The following is a 15,211-nucleotide window of genomic DNA, read 5'->3' as shown; positions in this document are numbered from 1 at the left end:
TGATCAGGGTTTCGCCGGATCGCCAAGCGTTTCCGGCGATGCTGAGATCGCCTACAACCTTCCGCGATCGAGGACACATCGGATGCCCCAAATGCAGCGTCAGCTTCGCGCGCCTGACCAACGGCCCGACATGGTCTGGATTCCGGGCGGCGGCTTTCGCATGGGCTCGGACATCCACTACCCGGAAGAGGCGCCGATGCGCCCGGTCGAGGTCGAGGGCTTCTGGATCGACGCCCGTCCCGTCAGCAACCGCGACTTCGCCGTCTTCGTCGAGGCGACCGGCTGGGTCACCACCGCCGAGAAGCCGGCCGATCCGGCCGACTATCCGGGCGCCGACCCCGCCATGCTGGCGCCGTCCTCGCTGGTCTTCCTTCCCACCGCCGGGCCGGTGCCGCTGAACGACGTGCGCGCCTGGTGGCACTACCTCGCCGGCGCCGACTGGCGCCACCCCTATGGACCCGACAGCTCGCTGGAGGGGCTCGCCGACCACCCGGTGGTCCACGTCTCCTGGGCCGACGTCGAGGCCTACGCCGCCTGGGCCGGGGCCGAGCTGCCGACCGAGGCCGAATGGGAATACGCCGCCCGCGGCGGGCTGGACGCCAGGATCTACGCCTGGGGCGACGCCTTCGAACCCGGCGGCAAGCCGATGGCCAAGACCTGGCACGGTCGCTTCCCGTTCGAGAACCTCGACAAGACCGGCTGGCCGCGCACCGCCCCGATCGGCTCCTATCCTCCGAACGGCTATGGCCTGGTCGACATGATCGGCAACACCTGGGAGTGGACGACGGACTGGTGGTCCACCGCCTCGGCCGAGCCGGTCAAGGGCTGCTGCGCGACCAGCCGCGCCCAGGCGGCCATGGAAGCCAGCTACGACCCGAACCAGCCGGAGATCCGCATTCCACGCAAGGTGCTGAAGGGCGGCTCGCATCTCTGCGCCCCGTCCTACTGCCGCCGCTACCGGCCAGCCGCGCGCCACGCCCAGCCGGTCGACACCTCGACCAGCCACGTCGGCTTCCGCGTGGTCGTCCGCCCCTAGGACGGGATCATGTAGGTCAGCACCAAGCGCAGGCCCCAATCGGGTCCGCCGTCAGGGCTGTCGAAGTAGTAGCGGCCCATGATCCCGGCCTGCACCTTCTGGTCGCCCCACTTGTAGATGTGGGTGACCCCGACGTTCATCGGCACGGTCCACTGTTCGCGCGTCCAGTCGTAGGTGCTCTCCAGGTTCACGATGATGCCGGTCGTGTTCGGGAAGGTGTAGTTGAAGAACGGCTGCAGCAGAGTGGTGTTCACTTCCTGCGGCAAGCTGGTGTCCACCGCCCAGAGCTGCGTCGCCAGCAAGCCGTAGGTCATATGACCCTGCTGCTTCAGCACCAGCCCGGCCGGCCCCGCCGCCCACTGGTGCGCGCTGAAGCCGTCGGTGCCGGTCGGGTACGAGATGGCCGGCCCGACGCCAAGCACGAACCCCTCGGTCTTCGGGGAAAAGAAGAAGGTCTGCAGGGTGTCGCCGAACCCCATCTGATCGCCGAGGCCGGGCGCGGTCTCGCTCTGCGAGATCACCGGCACGATGGTGCGAATGATCAGGTTCCAGTCATCGGTCAGGTGCAGCGGCACCACCGGCTGGACGTTCAGCGTCACCCGTTCGCCGTCGGAGGGGCCGTAACAGCAGTCGTAGTTGAACTGGAACGGCAGGCTGACCAGGTCCGAGACCGGGTTCGCAAGCTTCTTGGCCAGCTCGACGTCGGACTCCTGGGCGCTGGCCAAGCCCGGCGCGGCCGCCAGCATCGCCGCACCGATTACTGCAACAAATTTCATGCCTTAGAACCCTCTTCTAATTTCCAGCCTAAGGCGGCGGGGCCACCACGACGTAGGTCACGCCGCTGCCCAGGTACTGCGGCTGGTACCAGACCGATCCGCATTGGAAGTAGGTCAGGTCTCCCCGGAACACGGTCACGCAGTTGCCCGGGAGGCTGTAGGCCGTGCTGCCCAGAGCCGCCGACGTCACCGCTGCGGCCGTCCCGGCCACGACCCCGACCGCGGCGGCCGTGGCCACCGGATAGTTCCAGTACGGGTCGTCGTCCCAACCCCACCACGGCCCCCACGCAGGCGGCGGAGGCGGCGGCGGTCGCGGAGGCGGATGTGGTCCAGGTCCAGGTCCAGGGCCGGGTCCCGGATGCCACTGTTCGCCGCCGCCGCCCTGCCCGGGCCGGCTGATCGCACCCCCGCCGCCGGCGTGCCATTGCTCGCCCGCGCCGCCGCCGCCCAGCCGCCCGCCGCCGGCGAAGGCGCCGCCGCCCGGCGCGTGGATGCTGCTGGCCGCGCCCATGTGACTGAAACCGCCGCCCAGACCAGGTCCGCCAAGTCGCGGGCGGGCCTCGACCGGCCCGGCGAGCAGCGCCAGGACCGCCGCCGCAGCCAGCCCGCGGCCGACCAGGATCGGCGTCTTCACCAGGCCGCTCATGGGTTCACCTTCGCCAGCGCGATCGGCTTGGCGTCCTTGGCGGGGTTGAAGGCGAAGGTCCCGGCCGGGAAATTCGGGGCGACGTTCCAAGTCAGAACCGACGAATAGGTCGGCTTGGCCGGGTCATCGAGAGTCGTAATCGTGATCTTGCGCGGCAGCGGCTGGGCGCCGCGCTGGATCCAGATGTCCCACTCCAGGTCGGTGCTGCGATAGCGGTAGTGGTCGGTCGCCGCCCCGCCGATCGTCTCCTGACCGACCTTGCTCGCCGAGATCACCGCCTCGGTCGGCGAGGCGCCCTCGCCCCAGTAGAACAGATCCGCGAGCGGCAGCGCGATGCCGTAGGTGTCGTAGACCACGTCCAGCGTCTGCTTGATCGTCGGCGGCGCCGAGACCGAGGCGTAGTAACCAACCTTCGGCGCGAAGACCGTGAAGGCCTTGCCGTCATAGATGAACTTGCGGGCCTTCTTCTCGCCGGCGCTCTCGATGACGAAGCCGTTCGGCCGCCGCACCTTGTAGTCGACCGATGCCTTCAACTGCCGCGGCTGGCCGTTGTCCAGCGCCCCCATGGTGACGTCCGACGTCACCTCGAAAGTCTTCAGCGACTGCAGATAGGCGCCCATTTTCTCGGCGGCCTGCAGGGCGGCTGGATCGCGCGCGTCCTGCGCTGTCGCCGCCGAGGCGAGGCAGAACGCCAGCACTACGCCGGCCGCCGCCCACCTCGCCCTTGGATGATTTGCATGCGGCATCGCCCGTTCCTCCGCCATGGACGCGCCACGGTTTCATCGGCGCCCGCACGCGCCTATCGGGTGCAACCCGGACGTTCCCGCCAGGAATGGCCGCATCAGGCCCATTGCCCTCGCCGCCTCAGGTGGACGCCCAATGGTTCGTCCGGGCCGGACGCGTGAGCATCCCTGCGACAATCGTCGCGACGAAAGGCCATGCCATGAACCGTCTCATCCTCGCCGCCGCCTTCGCTCTGCTGGCCTCCGGGTCTTTGCTGGCCACCGCGGCCGCGGCCCAGGAGTTGCTCGCCGACGCCAACAAGGACGGCAAGATCACGCCCCAGGAGTACCAGGACTCCCGGCGCAAGTTCCTCATGCGCGCCGACACCAACAAGGACGGTAAGATCACGCCGCAGGAGTGGGACCGCGCCGCCGCCAGCACCCGCATGGACCTCGAAGAGCGCGGCGTCGACCGCGCCGGGCTGGTCGGCAAGGGCGGCTGGTTCCAGGCCATGGACGCCAACAAGGACAATCTCGTCACCCCGGCCGAGATCGACGCCTACACCGCCGCGCGCTTCAAAGCCAAAGACCCCAACGGCGACGGCGTCATCACCCGGGGCGAGGCCGCCCAGCTCGAGAAGGCGGCGGCTAAAAAGATCAACTAGGCCTGCAAGCGGCGCCGGGCAGATCCGGCGGCCGCCTCAGGGTTTCCCCGATAGCCGCGCATGACGGCGTCCACTTGGCTGCCCCCATGGAATCCGCTCTCCAAGAACTGGCCACCTACGTCGCGCTGATCGCAGAGATGATCTGCGTGCTGTGCATCGCCATCGGCGTCATCGAGGGCGTCTATCTGGCTGGGCGCTACATGGTGATGCCGGCCGGGCCGGCGGCGCTCACCCGCCGGCAGGTTTGGACCCGCTTCGCGCGCTGGATCATCCTGGCCCTGGAATTCGCGCTTGCCGCCGACATCGCCCGTACCGCGATCGCCCCCACCTGGGACGACATCGGCCAACTGGCGGCCATCGCGGTCATCCGCACAGCGCTCAACTACTTCCTCGAACGGGACCTGGAAGCCTTCAGCCGCCCGCTCGGCGCCCCCGAACCCGAGAAGTGATCACCGTCTTCTCCAAGATCGGCGCCTGCGGAGACCGCTCGTCAGCCGCCCCTTAGCCCAGGGCGAGGGTTTGACCCGATTGCTGGTCTCCGGAAGGGGCCGGACATTCCCAGGCACCGCCGCAGATCGCGGCCCTGCAACCAAAGATGGGAAAGTCACATGCGTAGCGGCGTCTTGAAATCCCTGGCCCTGGCGGCGGGCGTGACCGCGGCCTCCTTGACCCTCGCCGCCTGCGAGAGCCCCGGCGGCAACGTCTCGGTGCTCAAGAGCAGCGCCGTCTCGGTCGCGCCAGGCTCGACTTGGGCCTGGGCCCCGGGCGCGCAGCCCGGATCGGGCGACAAGCGCATCGACAACGACATCATTCAGGCCCGGGTCAAGTCCGCCGTCGAAGGCGCCCTGGCCGGCAAGGGCTACCGCCAGGTCTCCGATCCGTCGTCCGCCAACCTGTTGGTGCAGTACCACATCGGCCTGCAGAACCGCACAGAGACCCGGGTCGACACGTTCGGGGGCCCGGTCGGCGGCCCCGCCGCCTGCGGCATCCGCGGCTGCATCGGCGGCTTCGGCTGGGGCATGTACGGCCCGCCCATGGATGTCGACGTTCGAAACATCAACTATGTCGAGGGCACGGTGATGCTGGACCTCATCGACCGGGCCAGCGGCAAGCTCGCCTGGCGCGCCACCTCGCAGAAGCGGCTCGACCAGAGCGATGCCGACCAGGCCGGGGTCAACGCCATCTTCGCGGACATGGTCAAGTCCCTGCCCTGAGGCCCATCATCATCGAACCGCGGAGGCGGCCGGACCATGGAAGCTCTCAAGCAGATCCTGCCGCTTCTGCTCGGCCTAAGTTTGGCCGGCCTCGTGCTCACGGTCGGCCTGCGTTCGGGCTCGGGCGCTCTGGTCTACGTGCTGCGGCGGCCCGGTCTGCTGTTCAAGGCGATCCTGGCGGTGGAGATCATTCCCCCGCTGGCCGCCGCGGCGCTGGTCTGGATGCTGCCGCTCGAACCGGTGGTCAAGGCTGGCATCATGCTGATGGCGATCTCGCCGGTGCCGCCGCTGGTGCCCGGCAAGGAACTCGGGATCGGCGCGCGCAAAGAATACGCCTACGGAATCTATTTCGCCATGGCGCTGCTGACCATCATCGCGGTGCCACTGGTCTTTGATCTTGCCGCGCAGCTGTTCGGCCACGGCAGGACGCTGCCGTTTCACCTGATCGCCTCCACTGTCTTCACCGGCGTGCTGATCCCGCTGGCCCTCGGCGCCATCATCCGCATGCTGGCCCCAGACTTCGCCTACCGCGCCGCGACGTGGGTCTACAGACTGAGCATGGCGCTGGTCGTGATCGTCTTCCTCCCGATCCTGGTGTCCGTCTGGCCGGCGATCCGGGATCTGATCGGCAACGGCACGGTGATCGCCATGGCCGTGCTCACCGTCATCACCCTGGCCGGCGGGCACCTGCTGGGCGGCCCGGCCGACCTCGACCGGGCGACCCTCGCCGTGGCCGCCTCCGTGCGCCACCCCGGCATCGCCATGCTGATCGCCAACACCGCCTTCGAGGACAAGCGCGTCACCGCCGCGGTGTTGCTCTACCTGCTGGTCAGCCTCGTCGTCGGCGTGTTCTACAAGCAGTGGTTCACGCGCACCCATCCGGCGCCGCGCGTCAGCTGAGCCTCGCCAGAGCGCCTGACCCGGCTCTCCGGGTTCCCCCCGATATCAGGGCCCTGCGGCCGGGCGCATTGTCACGCTGATCAATCGTCAGGGAGCCCCACCATGACCCGCCGTGTCGTCGTCACCGCGCTCGCCGCCATCTGCCTGCTCGGGAGCGCGGCTCCGCAGGCCCTCGCAGCCTCGCCGCCCGCCACCTGGGACGGGCTCACCAACGTGAAGTCCAAACGCTTCGATGCGGCCTATGTCCTGCCGGGCTCCGACTTCCGCACCTACACCAAGGTGATGATGGATCCGACCGAGGTGGCGTTCCGCAAGAACTGGGTGCGCGACTACAACAACGATACGATGGATCTGTCGCAGCGCATCTCCAAGGAAGACGCCCAGAAGATGCTCGACTCCGCCCGCACCGGGTTCGAAGAGGTCTTCGAGAAAGCTTACACCAAGGCCGGATACCAGGTGGTCACGGCTCCTGGGCCCGACGTCCTGCGCGTACGCACCGGCGTCGCCAACCTCTACGTCACCGCCCCGGACCGCCCGACCGCCGGCCGCTCGCGGACCTTCAGCGAAGACGCTGGCTCAGCCACCGTCGTGATCGAAGTGCGAGACTCCGAGACCGGCGCCCTGCTCGGACGCGCCGTCGACTCCCGGACCGCCGGCGACACCGGGCCATATATGCGCAACAGCGTCACCAATCGCTCGGACTTCACCATGCTGTTCGAGCGCTGGGCGAAGATCAGCATCGAGGCCATGGCCGAGCTGAAGGCCATGTCGCCGATCCCCGACAATCCGGTGGCCCCGCGCTAAAGCGCCCAGGCCTTGCCGACGTCGGCCAGCGGGATGCAGCCGTGGTACTCGCCGGGCACCGGCTCGTACCGCAGCGCCAGCGTCGCGCCGGGCTCGGAGGTGAAGTAGCCGATCGTCACGTACTCCTTCAGCAGCGAGAAGAAGTGGCGCGGCTTCCACGCCTTGCGGGCGGCGGCGGCCTCCTGATCGTAGCGGCTCAGCAGGGCCGTCTGCTGGGCGCTCGTCAGCTCGGCGAACGCCTTGCCGTGCGCGGCGCGCGCATCGACGTCCATCTGCGTCAGGCCGCTCTTCAGCAGCTCGCCCTGCGTCTTGTCGAGATAGGTGGCGATCGTCCGGTCGACGAACTGCGGGACCTTGGCCTCGCGGGCGCCAGGGGTGTCGGTCTTCGGCACGATCAGCTCGGCCGCGGCGTCGAGCGCGCGGGCCTGCTCGGCGTTGAGCGCGGCGGGCGTCCAGGCGAGCGGCGGCAGGGCGGCGGCGACCGGACCGGCGAAACCGACCGACACCATGCCCATGGTCAGGGCCAGGCCCCGGAATGCGTCGCGACGGTTCAGCATCACAGGTCCCCCTTGCGCTTGGCCTGGACCGCGTGGTCGACGGCCCGGGCGGTCAGCGCCATGTAGGTCAGCGACGGGTTCACGCAGGAGGCCGAGGTCATGGCCGCGCCGTCGGTGACGTAGACGTTCGTGCACTCGTGCACTTGGTTGTGCGCGTTCAGCACCGAGGTCTTCGGGTCCCGGCCCATCCGCGCCGTGCCCATCTCGTGGATGCCCAGGCCCGGCGCATAGCCAAGGTCGGCGGCCTGCACGTTCTTGAACCCCGCGGCTTCCAGCATCTCCACCGCGGCCGCCTGCATGTCCTTGCGCATGGCCTTTTCGTTCTCGCGGATCGTCACCTTGGCCGACAGGGTCGGCAGGCCGAACTTGTCCTTGGCCGCGTGGTTCAGGGTCACGCGGTTGTCTTCGTAGGGCAGGATCTCGCCGAACGCGCCCAGCGACATCGTCCACGGGCCAGGCTGGCTCATCGCCGCCTTGCGATCGGCGCCGAAGCCCTCTCCCGCCAGGTCGCGGTCCCAGCCCGGACGCGAGGCCCCGCCCTGGTAGCCGTAGCCGCGCAGGAAGTCCTTCTTGGTCGCCGCGTCGCCCAGGTTACGGAAGCGCGGGATGTAGATGCCGTTCGGCCGGCGGCCGGAATAGTACTTATCGGCGAACTCGGTGACGTCCGCCTTGGCCCCGACGCGGAAGTGATGGTCCATCACGTTGCGGCCCAGTTGGTCGCTGCCGTTGCCGAAGCCGTTCTCGAACCGCGAGCTGGTCGAGTTCATCAGAATCCAGGTCGAGTTGAGGGCCGAGGCGCAGAGGAAGATCACCTCGGCGTAGTATTCCTCTTCCTTCATCGTCTCGGAATCGAGGATCCGCACGCCGCTCGCCTTGCCGGCCTTGGCGTCATAGATCAGCGAGGTGACGATCGAGTTCGGCCGCAGGTTCAGGTTGCCGGTCCGCTCGGCCGCCACCAGCGTCGCCGAGTTGGAGCTGAAGTAGCCGCCGAACGGGCAGCCGCGCATGCACATGTTGCGGTGCTGGCACTTGCTGCGGCCCAGGCTCAGCTGCTCCTCGGTCGGCTCGGTCAGGTGCGCGGCGCGGCCCATCGTGATCCGGCGCTCGCCGAACCGGCCCTCGACCCGCGACTTGAAGGCCTTCTCGACGCAGTTCATCTCCATCGGCGGCTGGAACTGGCCGTCCGGCAGATGCGCCAGCCCTTCGTTCTGGCCGGAGACGCCGATGAAGCGCTCCACATAGTCGTACCACGGCGCGAGGTCCGCGTAGCGGATCGGCCAGTCGATCGCGATCCCCTCGCGGGCGTTGGCCTCGAAGTCCATCGGGCTGTGGCGATAGCTCTGGCGGCCCCAGGTCAGCGAGCGCCCGCCCACCTGATAGCTGCGGATCCAGTCGAACCGCTCTTCCTCGGTGTACGGGTTCTCGTCGTCCCGGACGAAGAAGTGCTTGGTGTATTCCGTGACCGTGTAGCCGGTGCGCGACTGCACCGGATATTGCGCCTTCAGCTCGGCGGCCGGCAGCTTGCCCTGCGGGTACTTGGTGTCCCACGGATCGGTCATCGCCGTCGGATAGTCTTCCAGGTGACGGACCATCGGCCCGCGCTCCAGCACCAGGGTCTTCAGACCCTTCTGCGTCAGTTCCTTGGCGGCCCAGCCGCCGCTGATGCCGCTGCCGACGACGATGGCGTCATAGGTGTTTTCCTGGCGCGAACGGCCGTTCAGATTGGCCATCATTTCCCCCGGTCTCGGTTCGGCGGCGCGATCCGCCTGGTTCTGTCGCGGGTCGGCTGCGGACGCGAATCCGCATCTGCGCCGACCTGCGCTTTGCGGCTCCCAGGTTTCATGAAATGGGTTACATTGCAAGCAGACAAGGGAACGCCGAAACGCGCGTCCACACCTTCCGGGAGGAGACTGACATCCCCACGCCCTCATGCCGCCCGGCCGCCGCGCTCGCGACGCTGGCCGTTTTCGCGCTGCTCGCCGCCCCCGCCCACGCCGAGGCCGGCAAGTGGCGTCCGATCTTCGATGGCCGCACGCTCGACGGCTGGACGCCCAAGATCGCCGGCTTCCCGGCGGGCGAAAACTACGCCGACACCTTCGTGGTTCGCGACGGCGCGATCGCCGTCTCCTACGCCGGCTACGACGGCAAGTTCGGCGGCAAGTTCGGCCACCTATTCTACAAGACCCCGTTCAAGGCCTATCGCCTGCGGCTGAACTACCGCGTGCTCGATCCGGCCCTGCCCGACACCCCGGCCTGGGCGCGCAGCAACAGCGGGCTGATGTTCGACAGCCAAAGCCCGCAGAGCATGAGCCTGGGCCAGTCGTTCCCGATGTCGGTCGAGTTCCAGATCCTCGGCCGCGACGGCGAGGCCCCCCGCCCCACCGGCGCAGTCTGCACGCCGGGGACGAGCATCACCTTCGGCGGGGTGAAGGCCAAGGAGCACTGCATCCCCTCGACGACCGCCCCCACCATCGCCAACGGAACCTGGACCAGCCTGGAGTTGGAAGTCCTGCCCAGCGGCCAGGTGACCCAGAAGATCAACGGCCAGGTCGTCCACCGCTACGCCGACGTCGCCCTCGACCCGACCGACAACTTCGCCGCCGTCGCCAAGCCCTACTTCGAGACCCACACCACGACCGAGGGCTACATCGCCCTGCAGAGCGAAGGCCACCCGATCGAGTTCAAGGACATCGAGGTGCAGGAGCTGCGGTGACCTCAACCACCGCTCGTCCCGGCGAAAGCCGGGACCCAAGCGGGGCTTGGTCCATGGTCGAGCACCGCCGGTCTATCTGCGATTCAGCTTGGGTCCCGGCTTTCGCCGGGATGAGCGGATCCGGGGGCGGTCCAGCCACGAGGCCTCGCCGTCTAGTTCTTCAGCGTCCCCAGGTACTGGACCAGGGCCGCGCGCTGCTCGGCGTCAGGCGCGCCGACCAGCATCTTGGTGCCCGGCACGCTCTTGCCCGGCGCCTTCAGATAGGTGTCGAGGGTGGCGGCGTCCCAGGTCAGCTTGGAGCCCTTCATCGCGCTGCTGTAGGCATAGCCCGGCAGCGTCCCGGCCTTACGTCCGGCGACGCCCGCCAGCGGCGGCCCCATCTTGCCCGGGGCCGGCGCGATCGAGTGGCAGACCGCGCAGCGCTGCTTGAACACCGCCTCGCCCGAGGGCGCGGCCGACGCCGAGCCGGCCGCCGCCAGGCTCGCGGCCAGGATGATCGCGAACTTCATACTGAGTTACTCCAGGCTTACAGGCCGAGCAGCCGCCGGTTGCGGCCGGCGTCCGGCGCGCTGCCGACGAAGTCGTCGAAGGCGTGCTCGGTGACGCGGATGATGTGGTCGCGGATGAACTGGGCGCCTTCACGCGCGCCGTCCTCGGGATGCTTCAGCGCGCACTCCCACTCCAGCACCGCCCAGCCGTCGTAGTCATACTGCGCCATCTTCGAGAAGATCGCCTTGAAGTCGACCTGGCCGTCGCCCAGCGAGCGGAACCGGCCCGGCCGCTCGACCCAGCCCTGATAGCCGCCATAGACGCCCGATCGCGCGTCCGGCCGGAACTCGGCGTCCTTCACGTGGAAGGCGCGGATGCGCTCATGATAGCGGTCGATATAGCCCAGATAATCCAGCTGCTGCAGGATCAGGTGGCTCGGGTCGTAGAGGATATTGGCCCGCTTGTGGCCGCCGACCTCGTCCAGGAACCGCTCGAAGGTGGCCCCGTCGTGCAGGTCCTCGCCCGGATGGATCTCGTAGCAGACGTCGACGCCCTGCTCCTCGTAGGCGTCGAGGATCGGCCGCCAGCGCCGGCCCAGCTCGGCGAAGGCTTCCTCCACCAGGCCCGCCGGCCGCTGCGGCCACGGATAGAAGTACGGCCAGGCCAGCGCGCCGGAGAACGTCGCATGCGCCTTCAGCCCCAGCCGGCGGCTGGCGATCGCGCCGGCCTTCACCTGCTCGACCGCCCAAGCCTGGCGCTCGGCCGGCTTGCCGCGCAGCTCCGGCGGCGCAAAGCCGTCGAACAGCTCGTCATAGGCCGGATGCACCGCGACCAGCTGCCCCTGCAGGTGGGTCGACAGCTCGGTGATCACCAGGCCGTGCTCGGCCAGCACCCCGGCGACCTCGTCGCAATAGGTCTGGCTCTCGGCGGCCCGCGCCAGGTCGAAGAACGAGTCCGCCCCGCCGGTCGGCATCTGCACGCCGACATAGCCCATCGAGGCGACCCACTTTGCCATCGTCTCCAGTTTGTCGAACGGCGGCTCGGCGCCGATGAACTGGGCCAGGAAGATCCCGGGGCCTTTGAGCGTCTTCATGCGGCGTCTCCTGACAGCGCGACCCAGCCCTCGCCCGCGGCGCTGGCGCTCACCGCGCGTTCGACGAAGGCCATGCTGCGCACGCCCTCGGCGATGTCGGGCACCAGGCCCGCATCGGCTCGGCCCGCGGCCGCCGCCTCGGCGAAGTCTCGGTAGATGTTGGCGAAGGCCTCGATGAAGCCTTCGGGATGTCCGGTCGGAATGCGCGACCCGGCCTGCGCGACCGGGCTCAGATAGCCCGAGGCCGCGTGCAGGATCTGGGTCGGCCCGTCCAGCCAGTCGACGGTGAGCTCGGTATGGCGCTCGTGCGACCAGGTCAGGCCGCCCTTCTCGCCATAGACCTTGATGGTCAGGCCGTTGCGAGCCCCGGCCGAGATCTGCGAGGCGATCAGCACGCCGCGCGCGCCGCCGCCAAAGCGCAGCAGCACGTTGCAGTCGTCGTCCAGCGTCCGGCCCGGCACTACGGCGGCCAAGTCGGCGCACAGCCGCTCGACCCGCACGCCGCTCACGAACTCGGCCAGATTGAAGGCGTGCACGCCGATGTCGCCGATCGCCCCGCCGATCCCTGCCTGGGCCGGATCGGCCCGCCAGCCTGCCTGCTTGTCGCCGTCACGCTCGATCGGCCGCGACAGCCAGCCCTGCGAGTATTCGACGATGACCTTGCGCACCGCGCCCAGGTCGCCGCGGGCGATGATCTCACGCGCCTCGCGGACCATCGGATAGCCGGTGTAGACGAAGGTCAGGCCATAGAGCTTGCCCGCCCCCGCGACCACGCCGGCCAGGTCCTGCGCCTGGGCCAGGTTCAGGGTCGCCGGCTTGTCGCTGATCACGTGCATGCCGGCCTGCAGCGCCGCGGCCGCGACCTCGAAGTGCAGGTGGTTCGGCGTCACCACCGCGACCAGCTGCGCGCCGTCGGCGCGCGCGGCCTCGGCCGCCAGCATCTGGCGATAGTCGCCATAGGCCCGGTCGCCCGCCACGCCCCAGGCCTGAGCGGCCTGGGCGTTCTTCTGCTGATCGCGGCTGAACGCGCCCGCGACCAGCTCGATGGCGCCGTCCAACTCGGCCGCCATCCGATGCACCGGCCCGATGAACGAGCCGGGTCCGCCGCCGACCATAGCCAGCCGCAGGGGAACTCCACGCGTCATCAGGCCGCCACGCTCGCCAGATAGTCGTGGCTGATCTTCGTGGACTCGATGCGCGGATGGGCGAACGGCGGCTCCTGCTCGACGAAGAACTGGCGCACGCCGGACTCGTAGGCCGCTGGCAGCAGCTTCTTCCAGTCGATCATGCCGCTGCCGACCTCGGTCGGGTCCTGCTTGAGCACGAAGTTCGACTTGGTGGTCGCCTTGATGTCCTTCACGTGCATCAGGGTGAAGCGGCCCTTGTGCTCCTTGAGCAGCGCGAAGGGGTCGTATCCCGCCGCGGTCACCCAACCAGCGTCCATCTCGAAGGTCACCAGCGACGGATCGGTCTCCTTCAGCAGGACGTCCATGCCCGTCGTGCCGTCGATCGGCGCGAACTCGTTGTTGTGGTTGTGATAGCCGACCGCGATGCCGGCGCTCTTCAGCGCCTGAGCCTTCTGGTTCAGGAAGTCGGCGTTCCACTTCCAGTCGTCGAGCGTCATCTGCCCGGCCAGCCGGCTCAGGAAGGTCGGACCGTCCTCGCCCGCCAGCGGCTTCAGCTCGAAGCGGTCGGGAAGGTAGAACAGCGGCATCACCGCCGACTTCACGCCCAGCACGTTCAGATCGTCGGCCAGCTTGCCAAGGTCGCCGCTGAACGTCTGCGGCCCCATCGCCCGGCCCTGAACGTGGGCGCTGGTGCAGGTGAGCCCGGCGCGGTCCATCGCCGCCTTCATCTCCGCCGCCGTCTTGCCCAGCAGGCCGGCCAGCTCGATGTTGCGGTAACCGATCTTGGCGACCTGGGCGAGCGTGCCGTCTAGGTCCTTCGCCGCATCCGAACCCAGCGTGTAGAGCTGCAGCCCGATCGGCAGGCCGTGCCGCTGGAAGAACAACTTACCGCCCGCCGCATTGGCGTTCGCAATTCCCGTCATGGCCGCTCCCATTCCTGCCAATCCCGCCAGCACACTGCGCCGCTGAAATCCTTGTGTCATCTCGGGTCTCCTTCTCGCGCAGCCGTCAGCGCGGCGCGGCGACGCTAGTGGTCAGGGGCTGGTCGCTCGCCTGTTTGTCGGCGGCGACGGGTCCGCGGGTCGGCGGCCGGAAGAACAGGGCCAGCAGCACGACCGCCGCCAGCGCCAGGCCGGTCGGGACCATGAACAGGGCCGGATAGTCGACGACGTTGCGCGCCACGCCGTCCGCGCCGGTGACGCTGGTCGTCAGGCGGCCCATCAGCGCCGGGAACAGGAAGCTCGCCACCACATTGCCGACCCCGAGAATCAGCAGGTTGAACAGCCCCTGGGCGCTCGAGCGCACGTCCTTGGGGAACACCGCATCGACGAAGATGTACACGGTGGCGAAGAAGAAGGCGTAGCAGATCCCGTGCAGCAGCTGCACGGCCACGATCACCGGGATGCTGTCGGCGAAGAAGGCGAACACCGCGAACCGCGCCGCGTGGCCCAGGATGCCGACGATCATCGTCACCTTCCAGCCCAGCCGGATCAGCACCCGGCCCAGCAGGAACATGGTCAGGATCTCGGCCACCTGGCCCAGGCTCAGCACCACCATGGAAAGGTTGCCGGCGATGCCGACGCGGTCGGTCAGGAAGGCGTCCGAAACCACGAAGTAGCCGTTGTGGATCACGGAATCGATGAAGGTGACGATGAACAGCACCAGCACGAACGGCGTGCCCAGCAGGGTCAACGCCCGACGCCAGGCCAGCTTGTCGATCCCGGCCGCTTCCTTGCGCGGCGGGGTGTGCGGCAGGGTCAGCGAATAGCCGGCGGCGGCGAACGAGATCAGCGCCGCGACCAGGAAGATCCAGCGCACCTGCTCGGCCGTGGCGTGCGCGCCCAGCAGGAACACGAACGGCCAGCTGACCATCACCCAGCCGACCGTGCCGCCCATCCGCACCGTCCCGAAGTCGGCCGCCGGGTCGCGCAGGTTGGCGAAGGCGATCGAGTTCGACACCGACAGGGTCGGCACATAGAGCAGGCTGTAGATCAGGTAGCAGGCGAAGAACGGCCAGAAGCTGGTCGAGAACGCCACGCCCACCAGCGCCAGGCCGCCGATCAGGTGGCTGGCGGCCAGGAACCGCTCGGCCGAGAAGTTGCGGTCGGCGAACTGGTTGGAGAAGAAGATGCCGACCAGCGCGGCCACGCCCCACGAGCTGCCGACCAGCGACTGCTGCCAGGCCTCGAAGCCCAGCATCGACATGTAGGGGAACAGCTTCGGCGCCCAGGCGCCCCAGATGGCCAGCTGCAGCACCATCATCAGGAATAGCCGAACGTTCGTCGTCATCTTCCTGGCCCTCCCCGACCGGCTTTCGCGGCGGCGTCTACGGCCCTGAATCGGCCCGCGCTCGCGCTGATGTAATCGAAATCATCCGTAACAGCCGCCCTTTCGCGCGGCAACTGCATTGTGCAGCGGCCCCTGGCCAACCTCCGCCTTGTAATGACGGGCGCTTCTCGCCAGTGTCGC

General features: G+C 68.6%; 17 protein-coding genes. 7 read left to right on the top strand and 10 right to left on the bottom strand.

The window, feature by feature from the left end; genetic code table 11:
* The first annotated feature begins 91 nt into the window (after positions 1–91).
* Positions 92–1,036: a formylglycine-generating enzyme family protein gene (locus C0481_RS01430; RefSeq protein WP_293399880.1), complete on the top strand. Its 945-nt coding sequence runs from the start codon at positions 92–94 to the stop codon at positions 1,034–1,036.
* Here the strand turns inward: C0481_RS01430 and C0481_RS01425 are convergent.
* The 3 genes from C0481_RS01425 to C0481_RS01415 are packed head-to-tail and all read right to left on the bottom strand — an operon-like array spanning position 1,033 to position 3,204.
* Positions 1,033–1,812: a hypothetical protein gene (locus C0481_RS01425; RefSeq protein WP_293399877.1), complete on the bottom strand. Its 780-nt coding sequence runs from the start codon at positions 1,810–1,812 to the stop codon at positions 1,033–1,035. The two genes, C0481_RS01430 and C0481_RS01425, sit on opposite strands and share 4 nt — an antisense overlap.
* Positions 1,813–1,840: 28 nt before the next feature.
* Positions 1,841–2,458 carry a hypothetical protein gene (locus C0481_RS01420; RefSeq protein ID WP_293399874.1) on the bottom strand — a complete coding sequence of 206 codons (618 nt, stop codon included), beginning with the start codon at positions 2,456–2,458 and terminating at the stop codon, positions 1,841–1,843.
* Positions 2,455–3,204: a DUF2092 domain-containing protein gene (locus C0481_RS01415; RefSeq protein ID WP_293399871.1), complete on the bottom strand. Its 750-nt coding sequence runs from the start codon at positions 3,202–3,204 to the stop codon at positions 2,455–2,457. Before C0481_RS01415 ends, C0481_RS01420 begins: the two co-directional genes overlap by 4 nt.
* A 197-nt stretch (positions 3,205–3,401) precedes the next feature.
* Between C0481_RS01415 and C0481_RS01410 the strand changes: the two genes are divergently transcribed.
* From C0481_RS01410 to C0481_RS01390, 5 genes are all read left to right on the top strand, one after another.
* The gene (locus C0481_RS01410; protein WP_293399868.1) at positions 3,402–3,845 is read left to right on the top strand and encodes a hypothetical protein; all 444 of its coding nucleotides are present in this window, start codon (positions 3,402–3,404) and stop codon (positions 3,843–3,845) included.
* An 86-nt stretch (positions 3,846–3,931) separates the two neighbouring features.
* On the top strand, positions 3,932–4,294 hold the full coding sequence (locus C0481_RS01405; protein ID WP_293399865.1) for a DUF1622 domain-containing protein: 363 nt from the start codon (positions 3,932–3,934) through the stop codon (positions 4,292–4,294).
* A gap of 159 nt (positions 4,295–4,453) precedes the next feature.
* A complete protein-coding gene (locus tag C0481_RS01400; RefSeq protein WP_293399862.1) occupies positions 4,454–5,059 on the top strand; it encodes a DUF4136 domain-containing protein in 606 nt (201 codons plus the stop codon).
* Between the two features lie 36 nt (positions 5,060–5,095).
* The gene (locus C0481_RS01395) at positions 5,096–5,959 is read left to right on the top strand and encodes a hypothetical protein (RefSeq protein WP_293399859.1); all 864 of its coding nucleotides are present in this window, start codon (positions 5,096–5,098) and stop codon (positions 5,957–5,959) included.
* Positions 5,960–6,061: 102 nt separating this feature from the next.
* Positions 6,062–6,763: a DUF3313 family protein gene (locus tag C0481_RS01390; protein ID WP_293399856.1), complete on the top strand. Its 702-nt coding sequence runs from the start codon at positions 6,062–6,064 to the stop codon at positions 6,761–6,763.
* On the opposite strand, the gene C0481_RS01385 is transcribed toward C0481_RS01390, so the two are convergent.
* Together C0481_RS01385 and C0481_RS01380 are read right to left on the bottom strand one after the other, a co-directional pair.
* On the bottom strand, positions 6,760–7,320 hold the full coding sequence (locus C0481_RS01385; protein ID WP_293399853.1) for a gluconate 2-dehydrogenase subunit 3 family protein: 561 nt from the start codon (positions 7,318–7,320) through the stop codon (positions 6,760–6,762). The two genes, C0481_RS01390 and C0481_RS01385, sit on opposite strands and share 4 nt — an antisense overlap.
* The gene (locus C0481_RS01380; RefSeq protein WP_293399850.1) at positions 7,320–9,050 is read right to left on the bottom strand and encodes a GMC family oxidoreductase; all 1,731 of its coding nucleotides are present in this window, start codon (positions 9,048–9,050) and stop codon (positions 7,320–7,322) included. The genes C0481_RS01385 and C0481_RS01380 overlap by 1 nt, the downstream gene beginning before the upstream one ends.
* A gap of 116 nt (positions 9,051–9,166) precedes the next feature.
* On the opposite strand from C0481_RS01380, the gene C0481_RS01375 reads away from it, so the two are divergent.
* Positions 9,167–10,033, top strand: coding sequence for a DUF1080 domain-containing protein (locus C0481_RS01375; protein ID WP_293399847.1), 867 nt, complete (start codon positions 9,167–9,169; stop codon positions 10,031–10,033).
* A gap of 152 nt (positions 10,034–10,185) precedes the next feature.
* Here the strand turns inward: C0481_RS01375 and C0481_RS01370 are convergent, their stop codons facing one another.
* The 5 genes from C0481_RS01370 to C0481_RS01350 form a co-directional block, all read right to left on the bottom strand.
* Positions 10,186–10,542 (bottom strand): c-type cytochrome, encoded by a 357-nt coding sequence (locus tag C0481_RS01370; RefSeq protein WP_293399844.1) that lies wholly within the window; start codon positions 10,540–10,542, stop codon positions 10,186–10,188.
* Positions 10,543–10,559: 17 nt separating this feature from the next.
* Entirely contained in the window at positions 10,560–11,615 is a 1,056-nt protein-coding gene (locus tag C0481_RS01365; RefSeq protein WP_293399841.1) for a sugar phosphate isomerase/epimerase, read from the bottom strand.
* Complete coding sequence (locus tag C0481_RS01360) at positions 11,612–12,760, bottom strand: Gfo/Idh/MocA family oxidoreductase (protein ID WP_293399838.1); 1,149 nt, start codon at positions 12,758–12,760, stop codon at positions 11,612–11,614. The genes C0481_RS01365 and C0481_RS01360 overlap by 4 nt, the downstream gene beginning before the upstream one ends.
* Entirely contained in the window at positions 12,760–13,665 is a 906-nt protein-coding gene (locus C0481_RS01355) for a sugar phosphate isomerase/epimerase (RefSeq protein WP_293399835.1), read from the bottom strand. Before C0481_RS01355 ends, C0481_RS01360 begins: the two co-directional genes overlap by 1 nt.
* Positions 13,666–13,750: 85 nt before the next feature.
* The gene (locus C0481_RS01350) at positions 13,751–15,031 is read right to left on the bottom strand and encodes an MFS transporter (protein WP_293399832.1); all 1,281 of its coding nucleotides are present in this window, start codon (positions 15,029–15,031) and stop codon (positions 13,751–13,753) included.
* Between the last annotated feature and the right edge of the window lie 180 nt (positions 15,032–15,211).

Origin of the sequence: Phenylobacterium sp., from assembly GCF_013822795.1 — a bacterium.
In the GTDB taxonomy this organism is placed as follows: domain Bacteria; phylum Pseudomonadota; class Alphaproteobacteria; order Caulobacterales; family Caulobacteraceae; genus Phenylobacterium.
This window is presented reverse-complemented; position numbering and strand designations above follow the sequence as displayed.